The organism is Atopobium sp. ICM42b (genome assembly GCA_000564995.1).
In the GTDB taxonomy this organism is placed as follows: Bacteria; Actinomycetota; Coriobacteriia; order Coriobacteriales; family Atopobiaceae; genus Lancefieldella.
This window is the reverse complement of sequence record JDFH01000005.1, coordinates 37,779-53,625: the sequence shown is the minus strand read 5'-3', so window position 1 is coordinate 53,625 and position 15,847 is coordinate 37,779. Positions and strand designations below refer to the sequence as shown.

Here is a 15,847-nt window from a genome sequence, read left to right as displayed (position 1 = left end):
CGGCTTACAAACACAAAAGGGCGAGAAGACCAATTGATCTTCTCGCCCTTGTTTTGTATGAAGGAAACGCCTACTTCTTCTTAACCTTATCAAAGTGAGGGTTAACCAAAACGGTGAGGCCGGTAAACTCTGGCTTCAAGACGTAAGGCATCTGAGGCCAGTCGATAGGCAGGCAAGCATAGTCTGTGTGAGTCATAAGACTGTCTGCCTGGCGAGTAAGCTCCAGGACCTTATCGTTGTCATTAACGGTTGAACGAGCCTGATCAACAAGGCTGTCAAACTCGGTGCTGTTGTAGAAGGAAGACTTCTTTGCAGCGCGGTCAGAGCGGAAGTAAGAGCCCATGTGCTCAACACCCTGGAAGGAGAGGGTAGACCAGGTAACAAGAGTGACTTCAAGGTCACCATTAGTACGTGCGTCGCTCCAAACACCAGAGTCAATAACGCTTACGTTACAGGTAACGCCAATCTTGGACCAAGCATCCTGAAGGGCAACCATGAGGTTCTGATCCTGGCTTCTGACCTGTGCGTTAAGAGTGAGGTTAGAAACACCTGCCTGTGCAAGAAGCTGCTTTGCCTTGTCTACGTTGTACTCAAACTCTGGAGCGGACTCATTGTAGCCAGTCTCAGAAGATGGGATAAACGACTTTGCAGGTTTGGCAACACCAGAAAGAATGGTGCTGCAAATAGTATCTCTGTCAATTGCCATAGAGAGCGCCTGACGGACGCGAACATCTTTGAGATTCTCGCTCTTAAGGTTCAAGTTTACAAACTGCGTAGATGCAGGGGTGTAGTTGACAATCTCTTTGGAGATAGACTCATCATTTTGGTACTGCTGGATAAGAGACTGAGAAATAAAGACCAGGTCAACATCGTTGTTCTTGTAGTTAAGAATACGGGTGTTGGCATCGTCAATGTAGACAAATCTGAGCTCATCCAGGCCAGGCTTACCCTCATGGTAATCAGCAAATCCCTCAAGAACAACTTCTGTGGTGCTGTCATTAGAGACAAGCTTGAAAGCACCAGTACCAATAAAGTTGGTCTCAGTGCCCCATGCCTCACCAGCCTCTTTACAGGCTTTCTCTGGGTAGATAACTGCGTAGAACTGAGCCATGATTGCGTTGAAGGTTGAATAAGGCTGTGTCAGTTTGATGTCAAAGTGACGGTCGTCCTTAATAACAATGCCAGAAAGCTCTTCAGTTTTACCAGCAATAATGTCTTTAGCGCCCTCAATGTACGCATAGGAGTCAATTGAGGTTGCCTTGGTAGCAGGCAAGAACATACGAGTGAAGGTGTACTTAACGTCAGATGCCTTAAGGGTTTCTCCATTGTGGAATTTGACGCCATCCTTAAGCTCATATGAGTAGGTAAGACCATCATCAGAGACAGTTGGAAGGCCAGTTACCAGGTTTGGCTCAATTTCTTTTGTGTCTGGATTAAGTACCAGCAAAGACTCTGCAACTGCCTCAGATACACCAACAGAACCAGAAGTCTTCTGAGTATCAAAGGTTACCTTTGGGTTGTTTACACCAAAGCGCAACACCTTTTTCTCTGCGTCTCCGCCACCTGAACCGCCACAAGCAGAAAGTAGTGAAGCAGAACCGGCGGCAACGGCAGCCGCCAAAGATCCACGTAAAAATGATTTACGGGAAAGGTTATTAAATACGTGCTCTTTCATAGGGCGCCTTCCGTTTGCATCTTCGAAATACGAAGCTTTAAATGTAAAGAACTGGCTTCTTAATACCCAAATTAATTGTACGCAATACAGAAAAATGTTTCATTAATGAAAAAACATTGTGGAGGAGGGCTTGCTAGAGTGGCACGAAAAGCGCAAAAGCGATAAAGTCAAAGACTCAGTAAAGGTCAACCTTTACTGTTATGTTGTTTGAAGAGCTGAGTGTTAAGAGGATTTTGTGGTTATTCCAGAAATTGTCAAAGATGCATTTAATGATGTTCCCAAGCTTCCTGCTTCTGAGCGCCCTCTTATCTGTGTGACTCCTCGCTGGATGCCTGAAGAAAATTTTTCTGATTCTGCTTCTGTAGCACAAATTCAGCTTGACGCCATTCTTGCAGCTGGCGGCATTCCAATCATGATGCCTCTCACAGAAGACCCAGAGGTTATTGCTCAGTTTGTTGAGATGTGTGATGGCTTCTGCCTTACGGGAGGTCACGATGTTGATCCTCGTAATTGGGGAGAAGAACCACGCGACCTTAATCGTTTGTGTCCTATACGAGATGCGCTTGAGTTTGAGCTGGTAAAGCAGGTACTTGCTGCAGATAAACCTTTACTTGCTATTTGCCGTGGCCTTCAGCTTTTAAATGTTGTGCTGGGCGGTACGCTTGTACAAGATTTGCATACCATGGAGCCAGCAGAAAATCATACTTTCTGGACTCATTCAGCAAATCTGTATCATCCAGCTCATGCTGTTCATGTTCAAAAAGACTCTTTGCTTTACAACGCCTTAGGCCAGGCAGAGGACATTCAGGCAAATTCATACCACGATGAGGCGCTCCGAAAGGTGTCTTCAGAACTTACGGTAGTTGCCTATGCGTCAGACGGCATTATTGAAGGCGCTGAGGTCAAGGGGAAGACGTTCGCTATAGGCGTACAGTGGCATCCGGAATATGGATGGAATTACAGCAAGGCTGATTGCGAACTTTGGAAATCCTTTGTTACAGCTTCGCAAGCCTCGCGGTCTTCTCGTTAATATATTGATACTCTAAACTGCGTTGACTATATGGTTAGCGCAGTTTTTTGTAAGGGAGTTTTATGAGTGACGTGCTAGATAGATTTATTTCGTATTGCAAGGTTTCTTCTCAGTCTAATCCGCTGACCGCAGATAAGGTTCCTTCAACTGAGTCTCAGTTCCAGATGGCTGAGGTTGTTGCGGCCGATCTTCGTGAGCTTGGCGCAGAAAATGTAACCGTCGACGAGCACGCTTATGTGGTTGCTCATTGGCCAGCAAGTAAGGGTCTGGAAGATCTTCCTACTCTTGGTTTCTGCTGCCATATTGATACGGCTTGGCAGTCTTGGGGCAATCCCGTTCATCCTCAGGTTGTTACATATGAGGGCGGCAAGCTGGTAGTTGGCTCCGATCGCGAGGGTAGAGAGGTCTACATTAGCCCAGAGACTAATCCTCAGCTTGAGCACATGGTTGGCTGGCAGCTTGTTACTACTGATGGCACTTCGCTGCTTGGCGGCGATGACAAGGCAGGTATTGCCATGCTGGTAAGCTTACTTGCTCGCTACAAGGAGCATCCAGAGCTCAAGCATCCACGTATTGCGCTTGCGTTTGTTCCTGATGAGGAGATTGGCCACGGCGCCGCTCTTCTCGACCTTGATACCTTTGGTGCTGCGTATGGCTATACCATTGACGGCGGTCCCTTTGGTGAGTTCTGCTACGAGACGTTCAATGCTGCTGAGGTGTTTGTGCGCGCTCACGGACTTTCGGTTCACACAGGTACCGCAAAAGGCCAGATGATCAATGCATCTGAGGCAATCATGCGCTTCCACGAGCTGCTTCCACCTGCGGAGCGTCCTGAGTTCACTGAGGGCTATGATGGCTTCTTCTATCTGGAGCGCGTCAATGGTGATTGCGAGTCTGCTCGCGCTGATTACATCATTCGTGACCATGATCAGTCAAAAGTTGAGCGTCGCAAGCAGTTGATGGTTGACGCTGCAGCGTATGTCAACAAGCAGATTGGCTCCGAGGTACTCTCCGTTGAGATTCACGATCAGTATCACAACTTGGCTGATATTGTCCTCAAGTCCGAGTATGCACACTTAATTGAGAACGCTCGTACTGCATACAAGAAGACCGGTGTAGAGATGACCTGCATTCCAATGCGCGGCGGCACCGACGGATCCCAACTTTCCTTTAGAGGATTCCCGTGCGCTAATCTTTCTGCTTGCTACTACAATGCTCACGGCGTCAGAGAGTTTGTTCCTGTCCCAGAGCTTGAGAGCATGGTTGACATGCTGGAGCACCTGGTAGAGCTCTACACCCATCCACAAAACTAGGAGATTTTAATGACTCATTTTGAGACTGATACACAGTATTTGATTGACACAACAAAGAAACTTGTTGAGTGCGATAGTCCTGTTGGCTACTATGAGCGTATTCACGAGCTGCTCCGTGAGCTTGTTGCTGAGGCAGGCTATGAGCTTCAAATTGACAACAAAGCTACAGCATACGTCCTGGTAGAAGGCAAGGATACCAGCAAGACTGTTGGCGTTAATGCTCACCTTGACACTATTGGTCTGATTGTTCGAGGCTTCAACTCAGACGGCACACTGCGCGTCCGTCAGCTGGGCGGCATCAACTACCACAGCATTGAGGGTGAGACCTGCCACGTTGTTTGTAGAGATGGCTCCGTTGTTGATGGCCAGGTAATCTGCAACCACCACTCCGTACACGTCTTTGAAGACGCTCGAACTATGGAGCGCAACGAGGACAACATGTCCATCTCGCTTATCGCTGACGTTTCTTCCCCTGAGGAAGCTCGTGCGTTGGGTGTCTCAGAGGGTGCAGTTGTTGCCATTGACCCTCACTTTGAGATGTATGACAACGGCTATATGGTTTCTCGCTTTATCGACGATAAGGCTTGTGTTGCCGCACAGCTTCATACACTCCGTTGGCTGGCGCAATCTGGCGAGAAACCCCTCTATAACACCTTGTTTGCATTCCCCATGTACGAGGAGATTGGTCACGGCGGCGCATTCTTGCCTGTTGAGGTGGATGAGTACGTATCGCTGGACATTACCCTTATTGGCCCTGACTACAATTCAAACGAGCACCACGTAGGCATCATTGTTTCTGATATTCGCTCGCCTTACGATTGGGAAGTTTCCAACAAACTTATTGCCTGCGCTCAGGAGGTTGTTGAGCCAGAAAAGTGGAATCAGCAGGTTGCCTTCCACTTCTCAACTGACGCAAATGCTGCGTACTTCTCCGGCAACGATCTTAAGAGCGGCGCATTTGGTCCAGCCTGCCTCAACACTCACGGTCGTGAGCGCTGCCACATCGATGCAATCATCGGCACCGAGAACCTGTGCCGCGCGTACGTCCTTGGATATGGCGAGAAGAACTAGTTCTTCTCGCCATGGGTGCAGCTTGCTCTTATGGATGTATCAAAGAGTTTGCAAGATATGCTGTATATCGTATAAATTTTGCCGTAGACGTGATAAGGTAGCCATAGTTAACTTTTCGAGTCAGGAGTGATTCATGGATAGACGTTCGTTCCTTAAACTTGCAGGTCTTATTCCAGCTACAGCACTGTTTGGCTGCAAGGGAACAGACCAAGAGAAGTCTCAGAACACCACAAAAGATGAGGCTAAGAAATCTGATCCTGTTGCGGTAAAAGTTGCAACACTTAAAGGGCCTACCGCCATGGGCTTGGTTAAGTTCATGAGCGAGGTTGAGGCACAAAACATTACCGATAACAACTACTCGTTTGAGATTTTGGATGCTCCTGATCAGGTAGTTGCTAAGGTTGCCCAGGGCGATGTAGACGTTGCTTCTATTCCGGCAAACCTTGCAGCTACGCTCTTTAACAAGACTAAGGGCGCTTACAAGGTAGCTTGTCTTAACGTACTGAACGTCCTTTACATTGTTGAGACGGGTAGTGCTATCTCTAAGCTTACTGACCTCAAAGGAAAGACGCTCTACGCTTCTGGTAAGGGTGCCGTTCCAGAGTACACATTGTCCTACCTGTTGAGCAAAAATGGTATGACACTTGGTGAGGACGTCCAGGTAGAGTGGAAGAGCGAACATACCGAGTGTGTTGCTGCTCTAGCTCAAGACCCAGAGGGAATTGCGCTGCTCCCACAGCCTTTTGTTACGGTGGCACAAAGCAAGAACAGCCAGATTCGCATTGCAATCGACCTTGGCGCTGAGTGGGAGGCTGTCAATCCTCAGAGTAAGCTGATTGCTGGCGTGACCATTATTTCTTCAAAGCTCATCTCAGATTCTCCAGATGCTGTGACCGCTTTGCTTTCTCACTACAAAGACTCTGTTGCGTTTGCTGTTGATCATCCAGATGAGGCTGCTACGCTTGTAGGTAAATACGGTATTGTTCCAGAGCCTATTGCCAAGGTTGCGTTGCCTAAGTGTAATATTACGTATATTGATGGCGCAGATATGAAGAGCGCGCTTTCAAGTTACTTAGGCATTCTGGCTGAGGCTAATTCTCAGGCAGTAGGCGGACAGGTTCCTGGAGACGATTTCTACTTTGGCGCATAACCCGCACATAAAAGATAGTATTTCTGCCCGAGGTAGCGCCGAGAAAGGCGCTGCCTCGGCAGATTTTTCTGTCGAGAAAAACGATCAGGCCCAAAGCGCAGGTCAGACCCAAGGTTCGGGCCGCGTGCAAGGCAAACCGACTGTGCGCAAAGTTGCTTCTAGCTGGGGAGCACGTTTAGGCGCACTGGTATTTTGGCTTGTCGTGTGGCAGATAGCTGCGGTTGTCATCAATCAAGATATTGTTTTAACTTCACCTATTCAGACCATTCAGACGCTTTTCTCGCTAGCTCAACTACGCGAGTTTTGGGTTTCTATTGGTCTTTCTCTTTTGCGTATTTTTGCTGGTGGAGCACTTGCTTTTACGGCTGGTTCCTTGCTGGCGTTTTTGAGTTTTAAGTACAAGTTGATCAAGATTCTTTTTGAGCCGCTTATTTCTACAATCAAATCAATTCCCGTGGCATCGTTTGTCATCTTGCTACTAATCTGGGTTCGCACGCCCTACCTCTCAATTTCAATTTCATTTTTGATGGCACTTCCCATCATCTACATTGCAGTACTTGAGGGGCTTCTCAGCACTGACCAGCAGCTTATTGAGATGGCCGACGTATACCAAATTCACGGTTGGCATCGCATTAAAGCAATTTATTTGTCGCAGCTTATGCCCTCGCTTAAGACAGCCACCTCACTTGCCATGGGATTTTGCTGGAAGTCGGGAATTGCTGCCGAGGTCATTGGCCTTCCCACATTCTCCATTGGCGAGCACCTCTATAACGCTAAAGTGTATTTGGATACGCCAGCCCTTTTTGCGTGGACGCTTGTGGTTATTGTGATGAGCGCACTTGGCGAGAAGATCGTGATGCGGTTAGTTTCATGGGCCGCTGCAAGGCTAGAAAAGAGCTGCTCATGAGTATGAATACAACTAATTGTGCCTATGCAACCGAGCAGTTGCTTGAGGTAAAAAACATCACTAAATCGTTTGGTAATACGGTTGTGCTTGATGATTTTTCCTACAAATTTGAGAGGGGAGTGTACGTACTCTCTGAGCCCTCTGGAGCAGGTAAAACAACACTTCTTCGTATTCTTTGTGGTCTTGAAGTGACTGATTCAGGCACAGTGCTTAAAGCGCCTGACACTAAAACGGTCATGATGTTTCAGGAAGATAGACTGCTAGAAAACTTGAGCGTTATGGCAAATATCATGCTTGCTATACAGTTGCACTCAAAGGAGCAAAAACAAAGCGCTCGAGAGCGTATTAAAGAGGTGCTTTGTGGGGTGGGACTTGAAGGAACAGAAAATAAGCCTGTCTGTGAGCTTTCTGGTGGACAAAAGAGACGCGTTGCACTTTTGCGTACACTCTTTGCAGATGCAGACATCTTGCTCTTTGATGAGCCGCTTAAGGGATTAGATGAAGCGCTTAAGCAGCAGGTTATTGCCTTTATCAAACCGTTCATTGAATTAAAAGTTGTAATTTGGGTAACTCATACTCCTGAAGAAGTAAAACTGCTAGGCTCTTATACAGCACTGCAGTTATAGGAGTGAACTACATGTACAAGGTAATTCTCGCCGGCGGAATGGCGTCTGGCAAATCAACTGTTTCTAAAATGTTTGAAGCAGCAGGTGGTCTGCGCTTTGACCTTGATGAGGTTTCTCGAAAGCTTTTACGCCCTGGATGCGAATGTACGTATCGCGTGGCGGAGGCTTTTGGAAACGATTTGCTAGATCCTGTTACTCACGAGATCAATAGACGAGAGCTTGGTCGTAGGGCTTTTGCTACCAGTGAATCAGCTGAGCTCTTAGAAGACCTAGAGATGCCTTTTATCAGGGAATATATGCGTCAATTCCTGACAAAAGAGGTTCCTTGTGCAGATGCTCAGTTCTGCTTTGTAGAGGTTCCGCTGCTTGACCGCGTTGAAGACTTGCTTGAGCTGGTTGATGAGGTTGTCGTTGTTGTAGCGCCTTTGGAACTGAGAGCAGAACGCGCTGAACAGCGAGGATCTTCTCGCCAGGAGTTTGAGCAACGTATAGCGCATCAGCCTTCTGATAATTACTTGCGTAATCAGGCGGATACAGTGTTTGTGAACTCTGAAGGTCTCGATGATCTTAAAGCACAGGTAGAGCTTTGGTTAAACGCTCGGTTCAACCAAAGCTCTGAGTAATAGGGTATAGCTTTCGTGTGCGGACTCTAGAAAGGTGTCCTCAGTGAACTCTCTACCTTGGCAGCGGCATCATCAAAGGTAATCTCTAGGCAGTTCTTGAGCATGTTTTGGCCAACACAATAAATGCCATCGTTAACACATGCGCTGCCAATAGCAACTGCCTTGTTAAACACAGCTTTCTGGTCAAAGACAGGAACACCATTTTGCTTAAGGAATGAGAAAACCTCTTGAGGAGTATCTAGTTTCTTAACAGAAGCGTCTGCCTTGAGAAGGTCTTCAAGCTCTTCTTTTGCAGGTTGAGCAACACTACCACCGATGATCATAGCCATTTGATAGCAAGCTGCACAAAGATCAGAGCGTCCCAGCTTCCACTCCATATAGGCTAGGCGATAGTACACTAGCGCAACATCTGATGCGGAGAAAAGGTGCTCGATAAGGTCTTTGAGCAGCTTTGCAGCTTCAAAGACTTTTGACTGGTCTTCTAATGTTCTTACTAATAGTAGCGTTGCATCAACGCCCAAAGGAGAAATCCTGTGGGCTTCTTGTGCGAAGCGCTCTGCTTTTTCTGGCTGTTCAAGCAGGTTGTAGGCGCGAGCCATTCTTGCTAAAGACATAAAGTACGTATCTGGAATAAGCACCAGTTTTCTTGGCTCATTTGGGAATGCAAGGTTATAAGCTACGCGCTCTGAGAGGGAATCAAAATACCTGTAAATAGAATCTGAATCGTCCAGGTACAGGCCCATATCAAGGGTTGGTGAAACCTGAGACTCAAGCTCTGCAAGTGTCTTTTCTAGAGCATCTGGGTCTGGCTCTCCGTCCATGATGTTATTTATGGATTGAAGCGTTTTCTGCAAAGGCGAACCAAAGAGGAATTTCTCGGCCATGGACCTTCTGTCCGAGAAATCAATAGTGCCTTCGACCAGGCCATGGATGACTCTATCAAAGCCTTCAATGGCGTAAATATCAGAAGTTGAAGCTTTTGCTTCCTCAAATTTTCCAACTGCATCCGCGGTAGAAGCATCTTTTGGAATGTTGTTGAGAGTGGTGTTCCAAAGCCTAATGCGGCGGGATGCCTCAGAGTATCCAAGATCGCTTACCTTTTGAGCTCCACAAACTGCGGTAACTGCTGGTGAACAAGGACGATCAGACAAATCTGGCATCTCAAAGAAGCTACGAGGAGAAACCCACTCATCCGTTTGCTTCATAAAAGGCTCAACTTCACTAAACCAACCTTCAGAGTCAAAAGAAACTCTGAGCGCAGGGTCTTGTGGGAAGCTATTGCCGTCAATTTGAGTATTTGCTGCAGTAGGTAAGAGGCGGGCAAGTGCAGCCTCGTTTAAGTCCATAGATAGGACAATACGCTCTTCTCCGCGCAAGCTGCCATTGATGCAGACGCGAGAGATTTTGCAGCTCTGAAGTGCCATACGAGCCACGCAAAGAGAAGCACGTAGTGCGTAAGCGCGTGCTGCTGCAATTTGCTCTGACTTTTCTGCAGATAAGAAGCTAAAGCAGCGAGGACGAGCTACAAAGAACTCAAATACCAAAATATCAAGTTGTGGATTGTAGGAGAAGTTGTACACCATCCTAAAAGGGAATGGCGTGTTCTCAACATAGTTGGCAAACCAGAGACGCTTCATCCAGTCTGAGCTGCCGTCAGCGTTACCACTAAAAGGAGCAACTTGCTCAGAAAGAGAAACTGACTTTGGCATGAGGCTTGCTACCTGCGAGAGGGTAGTACGAACAAGCTGAAGATCTGTCTCAGAAGCATGCGTATTCTTTAGGGCCTCAACATCTTGTGAAATGTTGAGGATTGCCTCAGTTGCAATAAATGCGTCGTACTCTTCTGGTGCACACTCCATCGTGTTAGCGTTGAACCACCAACGGCCTGTTCTGTCCAGCTTATGGACGTCACCTTTGGGCAGATTGGTATTCTCGAGATTTTTAGAGCGCGTAAGCATCTCTTGAAGACCAGCCTCTGCAATCTGATTGTTTGCAACAAGGTCTTTAAGAGAGGCGATGACATTATTTGAGCGCAGCAAAATATTCTCTAGGGTAGAACCCTGAGATTGCTTTGAAGCTTTATTTAGCGAGAAAAGATCTGAGACGCCCAAGGTATCTCCTTTATCTGATGTAACTTGTTTATTTAAATGCTAGTTTAGCGCATATAGGTAATTTATTTTTTACCCGTCACACTTTGAAACTATACCGCAATTTATAAATAGTATAGAACAAGTGTTTCAGTTTTGAGAAGTGGGGTATACTACTTTCACGAGAAAAGGAGAATCTCATGGATGCATCTCATGCTGAAGATCAACATAAAGAATATATAGGTGCTGAACTGCGTCGATTTGGTCGTGAAGCAGGAGAAGAGAAGCTTCAGGTAGTATCTCCTTTTGAGCCTGCAGGTGATCAGCCACAGGCAATAGAAAAGCTTGCCCAAGGAATTGAAGACGGGCTCAGGTACCAGACGCTCTTAGGTGTTACGGGTTCGGGTAAGACCTTCTCTATGGCTAAAACTATCGAGAAGCTCAACCGCCCCACGCTTATTATGGAGCCTAATAAAACACTAGCTGCTCAGGTTGCTTCAGAGATGAAGGAGCTCTTTCCTAACAACGCTGTTGTGTACTTTGTCTCGTACTATGACTACTACCAGCCAGAGGCATATGTTCCGCAGTCTGATACGTACATAGAAAAAGATGCTTCCATCAATGAAGAGGTAGAGAAGCTCCGTCACCAGGCAACTTCATCGCTTCTATCTAGACGAGATGTCATTGTAGTTGCATCTGTATCGTGCATATATGGTATTGGTAGCCCTCAAGATTATGCAGGTCTTGCACCTAATGTAGATAAATCCGTTCCTCTTGAGCGCGATGATTTTATTAAAGATCTTATTGATGTTCAGTACGATAGAAATGATTACGATCTACAGCGCGGTATGTTTAGGGTTCGTGGAGGCGTTGTTGATGTGTTCCCGCCGTATGCAGAAAACCCGCTGCGTATTGAGTTCTTTGGTGATGAAGTAGAAAGTATTTCAGAGGTTAGCAATGTAACGGGAGAAGTGCTGAGAGAGTTTGATGCTATTCCAATTTGGCCAGCATCTCACTACGTTACTGAGCGTCCAAAGATTACCCATGCTCTTACAACCATCTCGGAAGAGATGGAAGCTCGTGTTAAAGAGCTTAAAGAAAACGATAAATTGCTAGAAGCTCAGCGTCTTGCTCAGAGGACAAACTATGATCTAGAGATGCTTGAGACTATGGGTTATTGCAATGGTATTGAGAACTACTCGCGCCATTTAGATGGGCGTGCTCCCGGTGAGCCTCCCTATACGCTCATTGATTATTTCCCTAAAGACATGATTTGCATCATTGATGAGTCACATGTTACCGTTCCTCAAATAAGAGGTATGTATGAGGGCGATAGGTCTCGTAAAGTTACGCTGGTAGATCACGGATTTAGACTTCCTTCTGCACTTGATAACAGGCCGCTCAGATTTGACGAATTTGAGGGACGTATTCCACAGTTTATTTACGTTTCTGCAACTCCTGGAGACTACGAAGAGACGGTTGCCCAGCAACAGGTTGAGCAGATTATTCGTCCAACTGGCCTTCTAGATCCAAAGATTGATGTCAGACCAGTAAGAGGTCAGATTGATGATCTTATTTCAGAGGTCAAAGAGAGAGTAGCAAAAAAAGAGCGCGTTCTTGTTACTACGCTTACTAAAAGAATGGCAGAAGATCTTACAGATCACCTGCTAGATGAGGGTATCAAAGTTAACTACATGCACTCAGATACGGCTACGCTTGACCGTGTAGAAATCATTAGAGATTTACGTCAGGGAAAAATTGACGTGCTTGTTGGAATCAATCTTTTGCGAGAAGGACTTGATATTCCAGAGGTTTCTCTTGTAGCTATTCTTGATGCAGATAAAGAGGGCTTCTTAAGAAACAGAAGGTCTCTTATTCAGACTATGGGTAGAGCAGCAAGAAACGCTTCTGGCCAGGTCATTATGTACGCCGATAAAATCACTGATTCTATGCGTATTGCCATTGATGAAACAAGAAGGCGTCGAGAAATTCAGGAAGCGTTTAACAAAGAGCACGGTATTGTGCCTAAAACCGTTAAGAAATCTATTACTGATATTGCAGGCTTTATTGCTGAGGCTTCAGAGAACATTGATAAACGTAAACGCAAAAACGGAGAGTTTTATACCGCCTCTGATGACGAGGATTCGCTTGAAGAACAGCAAGAGTCAATTCTTGAAATGCCTGCAGAGTTGCTTGCTGAAGAGCTACAAAATCTTCCTCGCACAGAGGTTGAAGCAATGCTTTCTGGTATGGAAGCAGAGATGGCAGAGGCGTCTGCATCTATGGATTATGAGCATGCAGCAGAACTCAGAGATCAGATTGTTGCCATTAGAAGCCAGCTTGAAGGCACTACCTCAGATGATGTTATCAAGAGGCTTAAAACTGGTGCTAGAAAGGGTAGTACTCACGCTACTCGTAGGCGTTACAGAGGCAAACATTAGGCATTGTTGTAGTGCTCTACTATAAGCTCGGCCATCCTAATACCATCAGCTGCGGCGCTCATAATGCCACCGGCGTAGCCGGCACCTTCACCTACAGGCCATATTCCTGGTGTGTTAATGCTCTGTCCTGTTTCATCGCGGGTAATTCTTACGGGAGAGCTTGACCGTGTTTCAACACCCGTAAGCACAGCATCGGGATGCGCAAAGCCATGAAGTTTTTTGTCCATGACCGGAAGGGCTTCTCGCAAGGTTTGTAAGACATAGGGTGGAAGACAGTCTTCAAGCGAGGTCCAGGTAACACCACGTGGGTAGGTTGGCTTTACCGAACGAGGTCCAGCAGAAGTTTTTTTGTTGAGGAAGTCACCTACAAGCTGAGCAGGGGCAACATAAGCTCCGCCGCCCGCTTTAAAGGCTGCTTGCTCGCAGCTGCGTTGTAGTTCAATTCCGGCAAGTACGTCATCTCCCGGAAGATCGTCTGGATAGACGTTAGCCAAGAGGCCAGAGTTAGCGTTTTGTCCTGCGCGGTCAGACAGACTCATGCCATTTGTGACTACGCCGCCCTTCTCGCTAGCTGCAGAAACAACATAGCCGCCGGGACACATGCAGAACGAGAAGGCACTTCTACCAGAGGGAAGGTGAACAGAAAGCTTGTAGGGTGCCGCTCCTAGTACAGGATTGGTTGCTTCGGGACCGTACAGCGATTTATTGATTTGAGACTGAAGATGCTCAATTCGCACACCCATAGCAAAGGTCTTTCTCTCCATGGAGATGCCTTTATTTTTGAGCATGACATACGTGTCTCTACTTGAGTGCCCAGTTGCAAGAATCACCGTGCGAGTCTGTATGGTTTCAGTTTGAGTTGAGCCATCTGGATTGGTCTTCTCAACCTGAATTGTAGAAAGAGAATCGTCTGAGGCTCGCTCTAGGGAGGCGAGTTTTGTCCTAAACGCAACAGTTCCGCCAGCGTCTTCAATCATTTTGACAATGTTGGTCACCACGGCGGGAAGAACATCACTTCCTACGTGGGGTTTTGCGTCCCACAAAATATTTTTCTGTGCGCCTGCTTTAACAAAAGTCTCAAGAATAAAGCGATGAGAAGCACTTTTGGTACCCGTGTTGAGCTTGCCGTCAGAGAATGTACCAGCACCACCAAGACCAAATTGGATGTTACTCTCAAGATCTAGCTGACCCGTTTGGTTATGATGCTCTACCGCTGCAGTTCTTCGTGCTGCGTCATCTCCGCGCTCAATAAGCAGGGGATTGAGGCCAGCTTTGGCAAGCGTAAGCGCACAGAACAAGCCTGCACATCCCGCTCCTACAACAACGGGACGATTCTCTGAAGGAGCAGGTTGCTTCGCTTTGGGAAGCGCAAAAGTATTTGGCTCAGCAAGCTTTATATGCTTTGCTGCAGGCCTACCTTGAATCTTGTTAAGAAGTTTTTGCTCCGCTGCAGGCCCACCTTTAAGGTTTACGTGGTAAGTGAGGATAAGAACAATATCATTTCTTTTACGCGCATCAATTGAGCGCTTATACAGCTCGTATGAGGTAACTTCATCCGCAGAGACTCGGAGAGTGCGAAGGAGCGCGTCAAACCCTACCTTTGATTCTTTAGCAGGATGCTTACGAAGAGGTGCAACATGAACTTTAATGTTTGATACTTCCAGCATGTTAGTTGTCCTCTTTCAGTGACGCATGGTTTTGACCAGTGCTTTTTGAGGCAGCTAGACCAGCTACCATACCGCTTTTCCACGCCCACGAGAGGTTAAATCCTCCACATTGAGCATCAATATCAAGAGCTTCTCCTGCAATAAACAGACCAGGAATGTCATGCGCTTCAAGAGTGATTGAGTCTACTTGATTGATGGAAATTCCACCAATACAGACCTGAGGGACAACTTTGGAAGACGTACCCGTAACGGTAAAGGCCATTTTGTGAGCCTTGGCAACTGTAGCTTCAACTGAGTCATGAGCACCCAGGTAAGCAGCAATTTGTGGGTCGAGAAGACCGTTGGTGGTGTGAGCTTCTACAGCTGCCGCAACTTCCTCTTCCCTAAGCTGAGGGAGAAGATCAATCTCAAGTACGTCGCCAGGCAAGGCTGTGCGAGACAAGTTGAAAATCATGATGCCCGAGAGTCCAAATGACCTAAAAAGCAGCTCGCCAGACTCCTCTTTGAGCACCGCGCCGTTTCTTACAAGGGTTGCGTGTGCTCGTACGCGCTTTCCATCAAGACTTGTTGGCGGCTGAGGAGTGCAAGTGAGCGCGCAGAGTCCTGGTCGCAGTGAGGTGGTCTGCAGCTGAAGGCTCTCAGCAAGTTTGGTGGTTGTGAGTCCACCAGTAGCTAGAACTACTGATGATGCATGGACCTTATAGGTTTTCTCGCCAGCAAAGCATTCTTTGAAGGTAACGATGAAGCCGTTGTGCTGGGGCTTTACCGATGTGACTTCTCGTCCCAGAGCAAACTGCACGCCAGCTTTTTGGGCTCGCTTGAGCAGCAGTGATTGGATGGAGCTTGCTTGCCTGGTAAGTGGGTACATTCTGCCTTCGTCTTCAGTTGCCCAAGCAAGACCGCTGGACCTAAAGAAAGTCAGGATGTCTGCCAGGAAAATGTCCTTATCTTTGCAGACAGCCTGGACAAACTCTGGATGAGAGAAATTCTCAAAGCTCAAATTTGCATTGGTGAAGTTACAACGACCGCCACCTGTTGCCAGAATGGTTCTGCCGCTTTCCAGTGCTTTTTCAAAGACGACAACGCGCTTGTTGGCGCCAAGAGCTTCGGCAGCAGTGATGGCAGCGCAGAGTCCTGCTGCGCCACCACCAAGAATTGCAACATCAATGTGGTTTGGCACCATAAATGCCTGAGCCTGCTTGATGCGCTGAGCCTGTGCTGCTTGACGTTCTTTAACGCGCGCTGTTTGAGCCATAG

12 protein-coding genes are annotated in these 15,847 nt (G+C 47.1%); 8 read left to right on the top strand and 4 right to left on the bottom strand.

From position 1 onward, the window contains the following. Positions 1-70: 70 nt before the first annotated feature. A complete protein-coding gene (locus tag HMPREF1493_RS01760; RefSeq protein WP_035427329.1) occupies positions 71-1,675 on the bottom strand; it encodes an ABC transporter substrate-binding protein in 1,605 nt (534 codons plus the stop codon). A gap of 235 nt (positions 1,676-1,910) precedes the next feature. Between HMPREF1493_RS01760 and HMPREF1493_RS01755 the strand changes: the two genes are divergently transcribed. The 7 genes from HMPREF1493_RS01755 (at position 1,911) to coaE (ending at position 8,395) form a co-directional block, all read left to right on the top strand. Beyond that, on the top strand, positions 1,911-2,705 hold the full coding sequence (locus HMPREF1493_RS01755; protein ID WP_051485213.1) for a gamma-glutamyl-gamma-aminobutyrate hydrolase family protein: 795 nt from the start codon (positions 1,911-1,913) through the stop codon (positions 2,703-2,705). A 62-nt stretch (positions 2,706-2,767) separates the two neighbouring features. Then, complete coding sequence (gene pepT / locus HMPREF1493_RS01750; protein WP_035427328.1) at positions 2,768-4,018, top strand: peptidase T; 1,251 nt, start codon at positions 2,768-2,770, stop codon at positions 4,016-4,018. 9 nt (positions 4,019-4,027) lie between these two features. Beyond that, positions 4,028-5,089, top strand: a complete 1,062-nt coding sequence (locus tag HMPREF1493_RS01745) for a M20/M25/M40 family metallo-hydrolase (protein ID WP_035427327.1) — start codon at positions 4,028-4,030, stop codon at positions 5,087-5,089. A gap of 133 nt (positions 5,090-5,222) precedes the next feature. Next, positions 5,223-6,239: an ABC transporter substrate-binding protein gene (locus HMPREF1493_RS01740; protein WP_035427326.1), complete on the top strand. Its 1,017-nt coding sequence runs from the start codon at positions 5,223-5,225 to the stop codon at positions 6,237-6,239. A 142-nt stretch (positions 6,240-6,381) separates the two neighbouring features. Further along, positions 6,382-7,146 (top strand): ABC transporter permease, encoded by a 765-nt coding sequence (locus tag HMPREF1493_RS01735; protein ID WP_232215487.1) that lies wholly within the window; start codon positions 6,382-6,384, stop codon positions 7,144-7,146. Continuing rightward, entirely contained in the window at positions 7,143-7,772 is a 630-nt protein-coding gene (locus HMPREF1493_RS01730) for an ATP-binding cassette domain-containing protein (RefSeq protein WP_198013749.1), read from the top strand. Before HMPREF1493_RS01735 ends, HMPREF1493_RS01730 begins: the two co-directional genes overlap by 4 nt. An 11-nt stretch (positions 7,773-7,783) precedes the next feature. Next, positions 7,784-8,395 carry a dephospho-CoA kinase gene (gene coaE / locus HMPREF1493_RS01725; protein ID WP_035427325.1) on the top strand — a complete coding sequence of 204 codons (612 nt, stop codon included), beginning with the start codon at positions 7,784-7,786 and terminating at the stop codon, positions 8,393-8,395. A gap of 26 nt (positions 8,396-8,421) precedes the next feature. Here coaE and HMPREF1493_RS01720 read toward each other — a convergent pair whose 3' ends face one another. Next, positions 8,422-10,506 (bottom strand): tetratricopeptide repeat protein, encoded by a 2,085-nt coding sequence (locus tag HMPREF1493_RS01720; protein ID WP_035427323.1) that lies wholly within the window; start codon positions 10,504-10,506, stop codon positions 8,422-8,424. A 176-nt stretch (positions 10,507-10,682) separates the two neighbouring features. On the opposite strand from HMPREF1493_RS01720, the gene uvrB reads away from it, so the two are divergent. Then, positions 10,683-12,923 carry an excinuclease ABC subunit UvrB gene (gene uvrB / locus HMPREF1493_RS01715; protein ID WP_035427322.1) on the top strand — a complete coding sequence of 747 codons (2,241 nt, stop codon included), beginning with the start codon at positions 10,683-10,685 and terminating at the stop codon, positions 12,921-12,923. On the opposite strand, the gene HMPREF1493_RS01710 is transcribed toward uvrB, so the two are convergent. After that, a complete protein-coding gene (locus tag HMPREF1493_RS01710) occupies positions 12,920-14,590 on the bottom strand; it encodes an NAD(P)/FAD-dependent oxidoreductase (RefSeq protein WP_035427321.1) in 1,671 nt (556 codons plus the stop codon). The two genes, uvrB and HMPREF1493_RS01710, sit on opposite strands and share 4 nt — an antisense overlap. 1 nt (position 14,591) lies before the next feature. Then, on the bottom strand, positions 14,592-15,845 hold the full coding sequence (locus tag HMPREF1493_RS01705; RefSeq protein WP_051485211.1) for an NAD(P)/FAD-dependent oxidoreductase: 1,254 nt from the start codon (positions 15,843-15,845) through the stop codon (positions 14,592-14,594). Between the last annotated feature and the right edge of the window lie 2 nt (positions 15,846-15,847).